This window comes from Klebsiella sp. D-Nf1 (assembly GCF_002810515.1).
Classification (GTDB): domain Bacteria; phylum Pseudomonadota; class Gammaproteobacteria; order Enterobacterales; family Enterobacteriaceae; genus Klebsiella; species Klebsiella variicola.
Genome location: NZ_PIOK01000008.1, coordinates 37,529 through 52,627 on the forward strand (window position 1 = coordinate 37,529; position 15,099 = coordinate 52,627).

Genomic DNA, 15,099 nt, shown 5'->3' on the forward strand with positions numbered 1-15,099 from the left:
ATGTCGCGCTTGCAGTCCGGGGAAATCTATTTTCGTGGCGGCGCGTACAGGTTGTATTGCCCGGGTGTCAGAGACATTCCGAGCGCGTAGAGTCCCTGCAGGATAAGCAGGCAGGGATGAGCCGATGGCAAAGGGCACCACCTCGACGCCGCATGATGCGGTGTTTAAACAGTTTCTCACTCAGGTCGACACCGCGCGTGATTTCCTGGCGATCCATTTACCGCCTGCGCTGCGTCAGCGCTGCGACCTCGATACCTTACAGCTGGAATCGGCAAGCTTTATCGAGGAGAGCCTGCGGGCCTGGTACTCCGATGTGCTGTGGTCACTCAAAACCGCGTCTGGCGAGGGCTACATTTATGTGGTTATCGAACATCAGAGCTCGCCGGACGCGCAGATGGCTTTTCGCCTGATGCGCTACGCCATCGCCGCGATGCAGCGCCATCTTGATGGGGGTCATACCAGACTGCCGCTGGTGGTGCCGATGCTGTTCTATCACGGAGCGACCACGCCATACCCGTGGTCGCTCAACTGGCTGGACTGCTTTACCGATCCGCAGCTGGCGAGGGAGCTTTATATCTCGCCCTTTCCGCTGGTGGATATCACGGTGATCCCCGACGATGAGATCGTTCGCCACCGGCGCGTGGCATTACTCGAGCTGATACAGAAGCATATTCGCCAGCGCGATTTAATGAACATCGTTGAGCAACTGACGACGATTTTACTTAGCGGGGATGCTAATGACAGACAGCTAAAAACGCTGTTTAATTATTTGCTGCAGACTGGCAACGCGCGCCGCTTTGGCCGGTTTATCCACGAAGTGGCGCAACGGGTTCCTCAGCACAGGGAGAGATTGATGACTATTGCTGAAAGATTACAGGAAGTGGGCCGCAGAAAAGGCAAACGGGAAGGCCGGCTTGAAGGATGGCAAGAAGGCAGACAAGAAGGCAGACAAGAAGGACAGCATGCCGAGGCGCTGCGCATTGCACAGAGGATGCTGGACGACGGTATTGCCCGCGAGACGGTGGTGAAAATCACTGGCCTGGCCGCCGACGAGATCGCCACGCAGGAACATTGATAACGCCGGGGCGGCCTGAGGGTAGCCCCGGTTAGCCTCTTTATGGAATATTCCGGATATACCTAACTTTACCCGCATCGCCAGCCATCTCGACTACCCTTAATATCCTTGACGGCATTTTTGACTGCCTTAATAGCGATAACAAGGAGACATGCGATATGGCCTATCAGACGGTGAATCCTGCGAATAATCAGCTTATTAAAACGTACCCGGCGCACAGCGACGCGGACGTGGAGGCGGCGCTGCAGCAGGCGGATGCGCTCTACCATTCAGCCTGGGCAAAAGGCGATATTGAACCGCGGCTGGCGGTACTGCATAAGCTGGCGGATCTTATCGACAGCCGGGCGGAAGAGCTGGCGAAAATCGCCAGCCAGGAGATGGGGAAACTCATTAAGCAGAGCCGCGGCGAAGTGAAACTTTGCGCGCAGATCGCCCGCTATTACGCCGATAACGCCAAATCGTTGCTGGCGCCGGTGAAATATCCCTCCGAACTCGGCGACGCCTGGGTTGAGCATCATCCTATCGGCGTCTTAATGGCGGTGGAGCCGTGGAACTTCCCCTATTACCAGCTGATGCGCGTCCTGGCGCCAAACCTGGCGGCCGGCAACCCGGTTATCGCCAAACACGCCAGCATTGTGCCGCACTGCGCGGAGACCTTTGCCCATCTGGTGCGTGAGGCCGGCGCACCGGAGGGGGCGTGGATCAACCTGTTTATCTCCCAGGATCAGGTGGCGAAGATTATCGCCGACGATCGCGTGCAGGGCGCCGCGCTCACCGGGTCGGAGAAAGCCGGCAGCGTGGTGGCGGCGCAGGCCGCGAAGCATATTAAGAAATCGACGCTGGAACTGGGCGGCAACGATGTGTTTGTGGTGCTGGACGATGCCGACCTGGAGCGCGCGGTGAAAATCGGCGTCCAGGCGCGGCTGAATAACGCCGGCCAGGTGTGTACCGCCGCCAAGCGCTTTATCCTGCACGAAAATATCGCGGATGCGTTCCTGACAAAATTTAGCGAGGCGTTTCGCCAGGTGAAAATCGGCGATCCGCTGGATGAAAGCACTACACTGGGGCCGCTCTCTTCCAAAGATGCGCTGGAAACGTTAAGAAAGCAGGTGGACGAGGCGGTGAAAAACGGCGCTACGCTGCATCTGGGCGGCAAAGCGGCGGCGCGAGAAGGCAACTTCTTTGAACCCACCATCCTGACCGGTATCACTCGTGATAACCCGGCGTACTTCGAAGAGTTCTTTGGCCCGGTGGCGCAGATCTACGTGGTGAAAAACGATGAGGAGGCAATCGCGCTGGCCAATGATTCCCACTATGGTCTGGGCGGCGCGGTGTTCAGTCAGGATATCGAACGCGCCAAACGGATGGCGTCGGCCATTGAAACCGGGATGGTTTACATCAACTGGCTCACCGATACCGCGCCGGAGCTGCCGTTTGGCGGCGTGAAGCGTTCCGGTTACGGACGGGAGCTCTCCGATCTCGGCATCAAAGAGTTTGTGAATCAGAAGCTGGTGGTGGTGCGACGCTAAGCCCTTAACCCGGCAATAAAAAACCTGCCATCCGGCAGGTTTTTTATGAATAGACCTTATTGCATGTCAATCTTATTGCAGGGACGTTGGCCGCTATCAGAAGGTGACCCCGCCGCCCACGTAGGCGCCATCAATCAGGGTGTGGTTTGGGCGACCCTCCTTGCCGTCAACGCTCACGTGACGGTAACCCACTTTCAGGGTCAGTGGACCCACCGGAGACCAGCTCACGCCGCCGTTCGCCTCAACATAGTTTTTCACGCTGTTGTTCAGGCCGTCCGGCGCGACATACCCTTCGCCAAACACGTGGATGCTGTCGGTCAGGGCCACGTTCACCCCGCCGCCGACCGGAAACGCGACGCCGTTATCGCCTTTTTTCGGCCCGAGGTAGATAGCTTTCGCGCCAGCGTTGAGCATAACCGGACCTACTTCCAGATTGTAACCCGCGCCAACGCCGCCGGTCTGGCTACCATCATCGGTATTCTTCAGCCAGTGGCTTTCGGCGTACAGGCCAGAAGAGGATTTACCCATTTCCATATTCAGATTGGTGAAGTTTTTACCTTGTTCAACGGTAAATCCCATCGCCATGGCGGAACCAGAGACCGCGGTCAGGGCAGCAACAATCAGGATGTTAAGCTTTTTCATGGTTTGCTCCTCGTCATTAAATTTGTCTGAGCGCACCTTAACAATCGATGTTTACCTCTGCAAATGTGACTTACGTCAATTTTTTATGCTGGGTTTGTCAGGGCGGTGTTTTGAAAATGTTGTAATGACGTTGGGTTACGACGAGGTCAATCATCAAATTTGGTCTGTTTAGCCGCGGTTTAATGGGTGGGCTAAACAGAAACTGAACAGGGCGGGCATTAATTATTAAGGATCCTATTCATTTAGTTTCTTATTATTTCCAAAAGTGTTTCTGCTGTTACTTATTAAAACGTTGCTTTACATTTTTCGACGCGCTGCCGACGTTTGGTCCCTGTTTTTGGCGAGGTGTCAGAGAGAGAACGGTGCCTGCGCCTTAGCGCGCAGGCGGGCAGGTTAGCGTCGTAACCCGGCAAATGCCGCGCGAATCTCTTCTTCCGGCAGCTGAATGCCGATAAACACCAGCGTGCTGTGCGGGCGCTCATCGCCCCACTGGCGGTCCCAGTCGGCGCTGTAGAGGCGCTGCACGCCCTGGAACAGCAGGCGATTCGGCTCGCCATCGATCCACAGCATGCCCTTATAGCGCATCAGCTGTTCGGCAAAGGAGAGCAGCAGATTTTCCATCACCCGTGATACCTCGCTGATGTCCACTGGATAGTCGAGCTCGACCACAATCGACGAGACGTCGTTCTGCTTTTCTGCAACAAAATGAAAACGCGGTTTGGCGCTGACAACCTTTTCTTCCAGCATAAAGCCGCTGGTGTTAAACAGCTGGCTTAGATCAATATCACCGTGTATGACGGTATAAACCGGCGCCCGCGCATTGATGCGCGCCAGCCGTTCGCGCAGCTTCTCGGTGTCGCCGGCAACGTCGGTTTTGGTTAGCAAAATGCGGTCCGCATAGCCGACCTGCGACTGGGCGATGGTGAACTGATCCATCTGCTGGTCGGCATGGACAGCATCCACCAGGGCGATCACGCCGTCCAGCAGATAGCGCTCGCAGAGCACCTCATGGGAGAAAAAGGTCTGGATAATCGGCCCCGGGTCGGCCATGCCGGTGCACTCAATCACCAGCCGGTCAAACTCGATTTCGCCGCGATCGCGACTGTCGAGGAGATCGAGCAGGGCGTCTTCCAGTTCGTTGGAGCGCGTACAGCAGATACAGCCGTTGGTCAGGGTTTTGATCTGCGTGGCGCGGTCGCCGATCAGCTGATCGTCAACGGAGACTTCGCCAAATTCATTTTCAATCACGGCGATTTTGAAACCGTGCTGCTCATTAAGGATATGGCGCAGGAGGGTGGTTTTTCCTGCGCCGAGAAAACCGGTGAGTAGGGTGACTGCAATCGGTGCCATTATTGCCTCCATTAACAACAGCGTACGCCGCCTTTGCCATCGCCGCCGTAGCGGGCCTGCTGGCGCTCGCGGAAGAATTCTTCATAAGTCATGTACGGCTGATCCGGATGGTTGGTTTGCATATGCGCGACGTAGTTGTCGTAATCCGGAATGCCAATCAGCATTTTTGCCGCCTGACCGAGATATTTTTTTGCCTGACCTAAGTTACCAAACATTATAAGTTCCAGATAACGAATAAAGCCGGATGGCGGCTAGCGCCTTATCCGGCCTACGTTAATGCACTTTTTGTAGGCCGGATAAGCGTAGCGCTATCCGGCATCAGAGTTAATGATGTGACGAGGTCTTCACGCCGCCTTCCGGTACCGGCACGTACGGAGTCTCTTTGTCGGTACGCACCTTATTGTTGCGCACGTTGAGCCAGGTTTTGATGCCGTAGAAGATGATGCTGTACACCACCACCAGGAACAGAATACTCAGTCCGGCGTTGGTGTAGTTGTTGACCACGATATGGTTCATGTTGGCAATCTGCTGCGCGGTCAGCTCGCCGCCGGCGGCAATCTTCTCTTTATACTGCTGAGCCATAAAGAAGAAGCCTTCCATCTGCGGGTTGGTGCTGAACAGCTTCAGACCCAGCGCCCAGGTGGTGCACAGCAGCAGCCACGCTGCCGGGATAACGGTGACCCAGATATATTTGGTGCGCTGCATTTTGACCAGCACCACGGTGCCAAGCACCAGCGCCACGGCGGCCAGCATCTGGTTAGAGATACCGAACAGCGGCCACAGGCTCTTCACACCGCCCAGCGGGTCGACCACGCCCTGATACAGCAGGTAACCCCACAGGCCGACGCAGCCGGCGGTACCGATAATCCCGGCGACCAGCGAGTCGGTTTTTTTCAGGAACGGCACGAAGTTACCCAACAGATCCTGCAGCATAAAGCGGCCTGCGCGGGTACCGGCATCCAGCGCGGTGAGGATAAACAGCGCTTCAAACAGGATACCAAAGTGGTACCAGAAGCCCATATCCGCCATCGGGATGATTTTATGGAACACGTGGGCGATACCGACGGCCAGTGTCGGCGCGCCGCCGGCGCGGTTCAGTACCGAAGGTTCGCCGATATCTTTCGCCGTCTGCAGGATCTGCTCAGGTGAAATCACGAAGCCCCAGGAGCTGACGGTCGCCGCCGCGTGGACGGTGACTTCTTTCAACTGCGCAGCGATCATCGCCGCGTTTTCACCGCCCATTTCATGCAGGTTTGGCATGACGATGCCCAGGCCCGCCGGCGGGGTGTTCATCGCGAAGTAGAGACCCGGTTCGATAATCGAGGCGGCGACCAGCGCCATGATGGCCACGAAAGACTCCATCAGCATCGCGCCGTAGCCGATAAAGCGGGCATCGGTTTCGTTGGCCAGCAGCTTCGGCGTGGTGCCGGAGGCAATCAGCGCGTGGAAGCCGGAGACCGCGCCGCAGGCGATGGTGATAAACAGGAACGGGAACAGGGCGCCTTTCCACAGCGGACCGGTACCATCAATGTACTGGGTCACTGCCGGCATTTTCAGGTCCGGGTTGAGGATAACGATCCCCAGCGCCAGGCCGACGATTACGCCGATTTTCAGGAAGGTGGCCAGATAGTCACGCGGCGCCAGAATCAGCCATACCGGTAGCAGCGCGGAGATAAACGCGTAGCCAATCAGAGTAAAGGTGATGGTGGTGTCTTTAAAGGTCAGCGCCGGGCCCCAGTACGGGTCGTGGGCAATGATGCCGCCAAACCAGATGGACGCCACCAGCAGCACGATACCGATAACCGAGACTTCACCCACGCGGCCAGGGCGCAGGAAGCGCATGTAGATCCCCATAAACAGGGCGATAGGCACCGTCGAGCAGACGGTAAAGACGCCCCACGGGCTTTCCGCCAGCGCTTTCACCACGATGAGCGCCAGCACCGCGAGGATGATGATCATAATCAGGAAGCAGCCGAACAGCGCGATAGAGCCCGGAACCGGCCCCATTTCCTGCTTGATCATCTCACCCAGCGAGGCGCCGTTACGCCGCGAGGAGATAAACAGCACCATGAAGTCCTGTACCGCACCTGCCAGCACCACGCCGGCCAGCAGCCACAGGGTGCCCGGCAGATAGCCCATCTGCGCGGCCAGCACCGGGCCAACCAGCGGGCCGGCGCCGGCAATGGCGGCAAAGTGGTGGCCAAACAGCACGTAGCGGTTGGTTGGCACGTAGTTCAGGCCATCGTTATTAATGACCGCCGGCGTCGAGCGCGTCGGGTCAAGCTTCATCACCTTCTGCGCGATATACAGGCTGTAATAACGGTAGGCGACGAGGTACACGGAAACCGACGCCACCACGATCCACAGGGCACTGACGTGCTCACCGCGGCGCAATGCGACGACTGAGAGGCAAAATGCCCCGATGATTCCCAGAATCACCCAGGGTATGTGCTTGAATAGTTTTTTGGTATCCATAGTAAAACCTGGCGTTAATTAGATGAATAATTGGCCGAAGCCGTCTGGTTTTAAGTAAGGGTTGATGGAGGTATTGATTAGCTAGGCTGCCTTCGATCTTGCCAGAACAGCGCACGCGTAAAGTTGGGTAAATGGGTGAGTGGTTGTATAGGGGGTTAAGCGGTTACTGGAAGGCGTAAGCGGTGGGTTGTGAAGTGAGCAGGTGGAGATTATGTGATTGAGATCACAGGGTATTGCGGCCAGTTCCCTTGTTGGGAAAGGCTCCTCCCCAGCCGGAGAGGAGCAGACGAGGCCATTACACCGCGACTTCCATTTCCATCATCACCGGGTGGAAACGGCGTTTAAAGTAAATCAGACCGTGCCCTTGCGGGCTCAGGGTAATATTCCTGATCTCCACCAGATACACCAGGTGGGTACCAATGGTTTGCACCTGGCTAATCTCGCCTTCGAGACTGGCCAGCGAACCCTTCAGCACCGGCTGTCCGAGCGCGCCCTGCTGCCAGCCGCTGAGGGCGAACCGCTCTTCCATCGTCACCCCGGTCATCCCGGCGAAATGACGGGCCATGATTTCCTGTTCGTGGTTCAGCACGTTGATGCACAACTTGCCGTTACCCTGAAACACCGGGTTCATCGCGCTGTTGGCGTTGATACACACCATCACCGACGGCGGCGTATCCGTCACTGAGCACACCGCCGTGGCGGTAATGCCGCAGCGACCGGCTTCGCCTTCGGTGGTGACAACGTTAACCGCAGCCGACAGGCTGGCCATGGCATCGCGAAAACGCAGGCGTTGTTCATCTAATTGCATTATGACCTCCCGCTGTGAATTACTTCAGCAGCTTATCCAACATGTTGATATCAGCGTTATTGTGCAGATGCGGCACCGTCCAGCCGTTCTGGTCGTACTCGGACAGGCAGCGGTCGACCATCGCCATCATCTTGTCCATATTGCCGGAGCTCTGCGCCTGGCGCAGACACTGCAGGCGGATTTCATCCTGGCTACCGGAGTAGTTGATCTCATACAGTTCATGGCGGCCGCCGAATTCGCTGCCGATCGCGTCCCACATCAGTTTGAGGATCTTGATGCGTTCAACGTGATCCATACCGTTGGAGCCGCGCACGTACTTCGCCAGATACTGGTCGATCTGCGGGTTGTTCAGATCGCGGGCGCTGGAGGGCAGATAAATCAGGCCGCTGGTGACGTTACGCTCGATGATGTTCTTGATCTTGGCGTAGGCCATCGGGGCCATCACGCGATAGGTCTGCAGCGCGGCGTGATCCGGCAGCCATGCGCCATTGACCCACGGCGTCGCTTCCGAGCACATGGAATCGCTTAACGCCCAGAACATGTTGCGCCATGCGACTACTTCGCCGAGGTCGGCCTGCACGCCGCGGAATTCGAGGGTGCCGGTACATTCCAGAGAACGCTTCAGCAGGGCAGTGATAAAGTCCAGTTTTACCGCCAGGCGCACGCAGGCCTGCAGCGGGTACATGCGGGCGAAACCGCCTTCCATGGTCCAGCGGCGGCAGCGGTCAAAGTCGCGATAAATCAGCACGTTCTCCCATGGGATCAGCACTTTATCCATTACCAGAATCGCGTCGTTCTCGTCGAAACGGCTGGAAAGCGGATAGTCGTACGGGGAGCCGGTCGCACCGGCGACCATCTCATAGGAGGCGCGGGAGATAAGCTTGACGCCTTCGGCATCCATCGGCGCGACGAACATCAGCGCGAAGTCCGGGTTTTCACCCATCACCTGCGCGGAGCCGAAGCCGATCATGTTGTAGTGGGTCAGCGCCGAGTTGGTGGCGACCACTTTCGCGCCGCTGACGATGATCCCGGCATCGGTCTCTTTTTCCAGCTTGATGTAGACGTCCTTCACTTCATCGGCCGGCTTGTGGCGGTCGATCGGCGGGTTGACGATCGCGTGGTTAAAGTACAGGCCGGTTTCCTGAATGCGGGTGTACCAGTTGCGGGCGTTCTGCTCGAACTGGCCGTAAAATGCCGGGTTGGCGCCCAGCGCACAGCCGAAGGCGGCTTTGTAGTCCGGGGTGCGGCCCATCCAGCCGTAGCTTAAGCGCGACCACTCGGCGATGGCGTCGCGCTGCTGGCGCAGATCGTCGGCGCTTTTCGCCACGCGGAAGAATTTGTGGGTGTAGCCACCGCTGCCGGTATCGGTGCCCCAGCACAGGGAATCCTGCATCTCCGGTTTGTGCAGCGCATCGTACAGCTGCGCGACGGAAGCGGCGGCGTTACGGAAGGCCGGGTGGGTGGTGACATCCTTCACGCGCTCGCCGTAGATATAAATTTCGCGGCCATCCTGCAGGCTTTTTAAATACTCTTCACCAGTTAACGGGCGTTTCGCGTCGGCGCGGAAATCTTCAGGTTTCATAGGGGCCTCTTCAGTATTTATCGGAAAAATAATGTTAAATATATGTTTTGTTTTTGTTGTTTAATTGAAGCGGTTATTGCGCTTGCCGTGAAGGGACGTTTGCGACAACGGCGGGTACTTTTCAGGCGGGATTAAATTTTGTGATCTCGGCAGCTTTTGGCGGGTGGCGCGGTGCTGACCCGTCCTGTGGACCGTAGCCCCGGTAAGCGCAGCGCTACCGGGGAATTACGACACCGGTACTTTTTGCGCCCGGTAGCTACTGGGTGAACAGCCGACCTGGCGGCTAAAAAAGCGCGCGAAATAGGCGGGGTCTTTAAACCCCAGCTGCCAGGCAATCTCATTCACCGCGCTATCGGAGAACAGCAGCAGCCGCTTTGCCTCGCGTAGCTGGCGGTCGAATATCAGCCGCTTTGGCGGGCGGTTGGCGAAGCGGCGGCAGATATCGGTCAACCGTGATTCGGTCAGATGCAGCTCCCTGGCGTAATCCGGTACCGTCCAGTGCTGATGAAAGTGGCTGTCGATCATCTGGTTAAAGCGCTGGAATAACTTCAGCTCGCCGCGCATCCCGCTGGCGGCATGATCGTCGAGCCTGGCGTTGCGCAGCAGCAGGGTAAATACCGCCTGCGCCAGCAGCGCCAGGGTGTGTTCCCGCCCGGGCAACTGGGCGGTGGATTCGCGGCGGATCAGCTGCCAGTAGTGGGCCAGCGCCGCCAGCTCGTCGGGTTTATCTGCCAGCGACAGACAGATCCCCGGCAGGCCGAAGGTCTCCCGTGTACCGGGATAGAGCACCTCCAGCAGCGGCCAGATCAGCTCCTCATGGACCGTCAAAACATGGCCATCGCTATCGGACTCGGTAATAAACGCGTGCGGCACCGAGGGCGGCGTTAACACAAACAGCGGCGCCTGCACCGAATAGCGATGGTCATCAAGCTGCAGCTCAATCTGCCCGGTATCAAGGTAGTGCATCTGGAAATAACGGTCGTGACGATGCGCCTGCATGTCGCGGCCAAAAAAGGCCGCCATGCGGGAAAACGACTGGTAGTGCACCTCTTCGGTGCCCAGACTCTCGTCGTAATCTTTATTGATATCGATATTGGCGATTGGGCTTTGGCACATAGCGGCTCCTTACGGTGTCGCGCGAGGGCGCGAGCCCTTCATCGGAATCGCCCAGATGATCACCGCGCCAATCACCAGCAGCGCGGCGACGAACCACAGCCCGCTGCTGAAGCTGCCGGTAATATCCTTCAGCCAGCCGATCATAAAGGGACTGAGCGCCGATCCGATATTGCCGGTGGCGTTGATCACCGCGATGCCGATTGCGCGGGCACGCAGACTGATGGACTGATCCGGCGTGGTCCAGAAGATGGCCATGGCGCTAAACGATCCGGTGGAGGCCATTACGATCCCGAGCAACTGGATCAGGTTGTGATCGGTGGCCGACGCCAGCAGCCAGCCCGCGGCGGCGAACAGGAACGGCAGGGCGGTGTGATGCTTCCGCTCCTGGTATTTATCGGAGTGGCGGCTCCAGTAGATCATCCCGAGAATGGTACAAATTTGCGGGATCGCCGCCAGCAGACCGATGGTGATATTGCTGCTGCTTTCGTTAAAGCTTTTGAGGATCTGCGGCGTCCAGATGCTGATCGCGCTGAGCGTATTGGTCAGACAGAAGTAGGCGAGGGTGTACATCAGCACGATCGGGGTGAAGACTTCGCGCCACAGGCTGCGTTGCTGCATGGAATGATGGCTGATGGCCCCTTCTGGCTGCACCAGGGTCAGACGATCGTTATCCATCATCTCCTGCAGACATTTCTTGTCCTCCGCCGTCAGCCACCTGGCCTTCGACGGTGAATCATCGAGCCAGAACCAGACCATAATGCCGAGCAGCACCGACGGGAAGCCTTCCAGCAGGAACAGCCACTGCCAGCCGTGCAGGTTCAGCAGACCGTCGAGGGACAAGATATAGCCGGAGACGATCGACCCCAGCGCGGTGGTCACCGGCATCGCAATCATAAACAACGCGTTGGCGCGGGCGCGGAAAAATGCCGGGAACCAGTAGGTCAGGTACAGCAGGATACCCGGCAGGAAACCGGCCTCGGTGATCCCCACCAGCATGCGCAGGATATAAAGACTGTTTGGTCCGGTGGCGAACATGGTGGCGGTAGAGGCGATGCCCCACAGCACCATGATGGTGGCGATCCAGCGTCGCGCGCCGACGATGCTGAGCATCACGTTGCTGGGAATGCCAAAAATGACGTAAGTGGCGTAAAACAGGGTGGTGGCCAGGCCAAACATGGTGGCGTTGAGGCCCAGATCCTGCCCCATGGTTAATCCGGCAAAGCCAATGTTGATCCTGTCTAAAAACGAAAAGATAAACAGGACGAATAAAAACACGATCAGACGGCGGAAGAGCTTGTTGATAACCGACTGCTGCTGCGCCGTCAGCTGTTTGTGCTGATTCGCCGGATCGAACTTTTCCGGGATGGCAGGTGATGTATCGCTCATTATTATTTTCCTCTAATGGGAATTTTGTAGGGTACTGCGGGTTGCCCGGTAGTGCTGCGCTTACCGGGCCTGCGATTCGCTGCTGCTCCGGGCCGGATGAGCGTAGCGTCACTCGGCGTTAGTAGACGCCTGACGAACCCAGGGCGGTTTTTTCCGCGCCAAACCGCGCCGCCAGCGCTTCTGCGCCGCGAGCCAGCAGGGTGGTATCGACGCCGACGGCGACGAACAGCGCGCCAAGCTCCAGATAGCGTTTCGCCAGCTGTTCATTGGCCATCAGGATCCCCGGCGCCTTTCCGGCCTGGCGGATTTGCTGGATGGCATCTTCAATGGCGGCCTGCACTTCCGGGTGCTGTGGGTTGCCGCCGTGGCCCATATCAGCGCTGAGATCCGCCGGGCCGATAAACACGCCATCCACCCCGTCGACATCGAGGATCTGCGGCAGATTTTTCAGCGCTTCGCGGGTCTCAATCTGTACCAGTACGCACATGGCGTCATTGGCCCGGTGGATATAATCCGGGACGCGATTCCAGCGTGAGGCGCGGGCCAGCGCGCTGCCGACGCCGCGGATGCCGGCTGGCGGGTAGCGGGTGGCTCTGACCGCCAGCCGCGCTTCTTCGGCATTCTGCACCATCGGCACCAGCAGGGTTTGCGCGCCGACATCCAGCAGCTGTTTGATCTGCACCGGATCGTTCCACGACGGACGCACCACCGGCTGGCTGGGGTAGGGCGCAATGGCCTGGAGCTGGGTCAGCACCGTTTGCACGTTGTTGGGCGCGTGTTCGCCGTCGATCAGCAGCCAGTCGAAGCCGGCGCCGGCCAGCAGTTCGGCGCTGTAGCTGCTGGTCAGCCCCAGCCACAGGCCGATTTGCGGACGCCCGGCCTTGATTGCCGCTTTAAAAGCGTTGTTCATCTTGCTCTCCTCAAACAAAGCGGCAGCTGATGGCGCCCATGTTGCCGTAGTCGACGTGGAAGGTATCGCCCTTGCGCGCCGGAACCGGGCGGGTGAAGGAGCCGCCGAGGATAATCTGCCCGGCTTCGAGCTGGACGTCATACGGCGCCAGTTTGTTGGCCAGCCAGGCCACGCCGTTCGCCGGATGATTGAGTACGCCCGCGGCGACGCCGGTCTCTTCAATCACGCCGTTGCGATACAGCAGGGCGGAGATCCAGCGCAGGTCGAGCTCGTCCGGTTTAATCGGTCGGCCGCCGAGGATCACCCCGGCGTTGGCGGCGTTATCGGAGATGGTGTCGAACACTTTGCGCGGACGCTGGGTTTCCGGGTCGATGTTGTGGCAACGCGCGTCGATAAGCTCCAGCGCCGGGATAACGTAGTCGGTGGCGTTGTAGACATCAAACAGCGTACAGTTCGGGCCGCGCAGCGGTTTGGCCAGCACGAAGGCCAGCTCGACTTCGATACGCGGAACGATAAAGCGGTCGGTGGGAATATCGCTGCCGTCGTGGAAGAACATATCGTCGAGCAGTGCGCCGTAGTCCGGCTCGCTGATCTGCGAACTGGCCTGCATCGCTTTAGAGGTCAGGCCGATCTTATGACCTTTGAGTACGCGGCCTTCGGCGATCTTCATGTCGACCCACTCGCGCTGGACGGCGTAGGCGTCCTCAATGGTGATCGACGGATAATCCAGCGAGATCGCACGGATCTGTTCACGCTGTTTTTCGGCCTGGTTCAGCCGCTGGGCGATCAGGGTTCGGGTCTGTTTATCGAGCATAGTGATTCCTGTGGCATTACCGGAAATGTGCACAATCGAGTAGCCCGGGCGAGGCGTTTACGCCGACCCCGGGGCGGCCCGGAGCAAACCCCGGCGTCGCGTTGCTCGGCCGGGCTACCTGCTGTAGGCCCGGTAAGCGCAGCGCCACCGGGCAATTTGCACGTTATTTAAATAACGCGTGCACGTTGTTCTGTTTGTAGTTCAGCGTCGGATCCAGCTCTTCCATGGCGAACGACAGCGCCAGATAGCGGCTCTCCATCAGCGCGGCAAAATGGGCTTTGATCAGCGCAAACAGCATATCTCCCACGTCCTGACGGCTCTCCAGGCTGCGCCCGGCGCCGATTTTCAGGGTCATATGCACGAAGGCGTAATCCTGCTTGCCGTCGGCCATCTGCCAGGTATCCAGCCAGTGGGCGCGGCTGCGAATACCGCCGATCGGGAAGATACCGGTGGCGGCCAGCGCCTCGTTGACTTTGGCAAACAGCCCAGGCAGATCGGCCTGCTCGCGGATGTTGTCGGTACACTCGGCGATAAAATGCGGCATGGGGCCTCCTTACGCCTGCGCCGGCAGCGGGAACACGGCGTTGACCTGGCCGGTGCCGGAGCTGGCGAATAGCTCGGTGATAAACTCCACCTTGCCGTCGTATTTATCCCAGCCCAGCAGGCCAAGCAGCATCACCGTGTCGTGCATGTTGCCTTCGCCATAGCAGTAGTCGGCGTACTCCGGCAGCATGGTGCAGAACTCTTTGAATTTGCCCTCCCGCCACAGCTTCACCACCCGCTCATCCATTTGATGGTCAAACTCGCGGGTATAGCTGTTCATGCCTTCTTCGGCACGCTGGTCGTCGATAAAGCGGTGCGACAGCGAACCGCTGGCCAGCACCGCCACGGTGCCATCATATTTCTCGATAGCGGTGAGAATGGCTTCGCCCAGCCTGCGGCTGTCGGCAAAATCGTGGACGGTACAGAAGGCGGAAATGGACACCACCTTGAAGTGCTTATCGCTGTTCATGTAGCGCATCGGCACCAGGGTGCCGTACTCCAGCTTCAGGCTCGGAATATTGTGTGCTTTGGCGCGCACCCCGAGCTTCACGGCCTCGTCGGCGATAAGCTGGCCCAGCTCCGGGTTGCCGTCGTAGTCGTAGGTCATGTCGCGAATAAAATGCGGCAGTTCGTTACTGGTGTAGACGCCCTGGAAATGGTCAGCGCAGTTGATGTGATAGGCGCTGTTGACCAGCCAGTGGGTGTCGAACACGATGATGGTGTCGACGCCCATTTCACGGCAACGCTTGCCAATTTCTTTATGCCCGTCGATAGCGCCCTGGCGGCAGCCGTGGTTTTTCCCCGGCAGCTCAGACAGATACATCGACGGCACGTGAGTGATTTTTGCTGCTAACGCTAACTTACCCATA

General features: G+C 58.3%; 14 protein-coding genes. 2 read left to right on the forward strand and 12 right to left on the reverse strand.

Going from position 1 to position 15,099, the window contains the following annotated elements:
- Positions 1 to 124 precede the first annotated feature (124 nt).
- Both CWM54_RS23720 and CWM54_RS23725 read left to right on the forward strand, forming a co-directional pair.
- Positions 125 to 1,075, forward strand: coding sequence for an Rpn family recombination-promoting nuclease/putative transposase (locus CWM54_RS23720; protein ID WP_100698698.1), 951 nt, complete (start codon positions 125 to 127; stop codon positions 1,073 to 1,075).
- A gap of 158 nt (positions 1,076 to 1,233) precedes the next feature.
- The gene (locus CWM54_RS23725) at positions 1,234 to 2,604 is read left to right on the forward strand and encodes an NAD-dependent succinate-semialdehyde dehydrogenase (protein ID WP_100698700.1); all 1,371 of its coding nucleotides are present in this window, start codon (positions 1,234 to 1,236) and stop codon (positions 2,602 to 2,604) included.
- A 96-nt stretch (positions 2,605 to 2,700) separates the two neighbouring features.
- Here the strand turns inward: CWM54_RS23725 and CWM54_RS23730 are convergent, their stop codons facing one another.
- The 12 genes from CWM54_RS23730 to hpaD form a co-directional block, all read right to left on the reverse strand.
- Positions 2,701 to 3,246 carry a YfaZ family outer membrane protein gene (locus tag CWM54_RS23730; protein WP_004204167.1) on the reverse strand — a complete coding sequence of 182 codons (546 nt, stop codon included), beginning with the start codon at positions 3,244 to 3,246 and terminating at the stop codon, positions 2,701 to 2,703.
- Positions 3,247 to 3,639: 393 nt separating this feature from the next.
- Positions 3,640 to 4,596 carry a GTPase gene (gene yjiA / locus CWM54_RS23735; protein ID WP_100681839.1) on the reverse strand — a complete coding sequence of 319 codons (957 nt, stop codon included), beginning with the start codon at positions 4,594 to 4,596 and terminating at the stop codon, positions 3,640 to 3,642.
- Positions 4,597 to 4,607: 11 nt separating this feature from the next.
- Positions 4,608 to 4,811 carry a YbdD/YjiX family protein gene (locus CWM54_RS23740; RefSeq protein ID WP_004204171.1) on the reverse strand — a complete coding sequence of 68 codons (204 nt, stop codon included), beginning with the start codon at positions 4,809 to 4,811 and terminating at the stop codon, positions 4,608 to 4,610.
- A gap of 109 nt (positions 4,812 to 4,920) precedes the next feature.
- A complete protein-coding gene (locus CWM54_RS23745) occupies positions 4,921 to 7,071 on the reverse strand; it encodes a carbon starvation CstA family protein (RefSeq protein ID WP_012542965.1) in 2,151 nt (716 codons plus the stop codon).
- Positions 7,072 to 7,366: 295 nt separating this feature from the next.
- A complete protein-coding gene (locus CWM54_RS23750) occupies positions 7,367 to 7,879 on the reverse strand; it encodes a 4-hydroxyphenylacetate 3-monooxygenase reductase subunit (protein WP_012542962.1) in 513 nt (170 codons plus the stop codon).
- A 19-nt stretch (positions 7,880 to 7,898) separates the two neighbouring features.
- The gene (gene hpaB, locus CWM54_RS23755) at positions 7,899 to 9,461 is read right to left on the reverse strand and encodes a 4-hydroxyphenylacetate 3-monooxygenase, oxygenase component (protein ID WP_002887473.1); all 1,563 of its coding nucleotides are present in this window, start codon (positions 9,459 to 9,461) and stop codon (positions 7,899 to 7,901) included.
- A gap of 225 nt (positions 9,462 to 9,686) precedes the next feature.
- On the reverse strand, positions 9,687 to 10,577 hold the full coding sequence (hpaA, locus tag CWM54_RS23760) for a 4-hydroxyphenylacetate catabolism regulatory protein HpaA (RefSeq protein WP_061155881.1): 891 nt from the start codon (positions 10,575 to 10,577) through the stop codon (positions 9,687 to 9,689).
- A 9-nt stretch (positions 10,578 to 10,586) separates the two neighbouring features.
- Positions 10,587 to 11,963: a 4-hydroxyphenylacetate permease gene (gene hpaX / locus CWM54_RS23765; RefSeq protein WP_100681840.1), complete on the reverse strand. Its 1,377-nt coding sequence runs from the start codon at positions 11,961 to 11,963 to the stop codon at positions 10,587 to 10,589.
- 118 nt (positions 11,964 to 12,081) lie between these two features.
- Positions 12,082 to 12,873, reverse strand: coding sequence for a 4-hydroxy-2-oxoheptanedioate aldolase (gene hpaI, locus CWM54_RS23770; protein ID WP_100698702.1), 792 nt, complete (start codon positions 12,871 to 12,873; stop codon positions 12,082 to 12,084).
- A 10-nt stretch (positions 12,874 to 12,883) separates the two neighbouring features.
- Entirely contained in the window at positions 12,884 to 13,687 is an 804-nt protein-coding gene (gene hpaH / locus CWM54_RS23775; protein WP_071033992.1) for a 2-oxo-hept-4-ene-1,7-dioate hydratase, read from the reverse strand.
- Positions 13,688 to 13,850: 163 nt separating this feature from the next.
- Positions 13,851 to 14,231 (reverse strand): 5-carboxymethyl-2-hydroxymuconate Delta-isomerase, encoded by a 381-nt coding sequence (locus CWM54_RS23780; protein WP_008807573.1) that lies wholly within the window; start codon positions 14,229 to 14,231, stop codon positions 13,851 to 13,853.
- 9 nt (positions 14,232 to 14,240) lie between these two features.
- Complete coding sequence (hpaD, locus tag CWM54_RS23785) at positions 14,241 to 15,098, reverse strand: 3,4-dihydroxyphenylacetate 2,3-dioxygenase (RefSeq protein ID WP_061155878.1); 858 nt, start codon at positions 15,096 to 15,098, stop codon at positions 14,241 to 14,243.
- Between the last annotated feature and the right edge of the window lies 1 nt (position 15,099).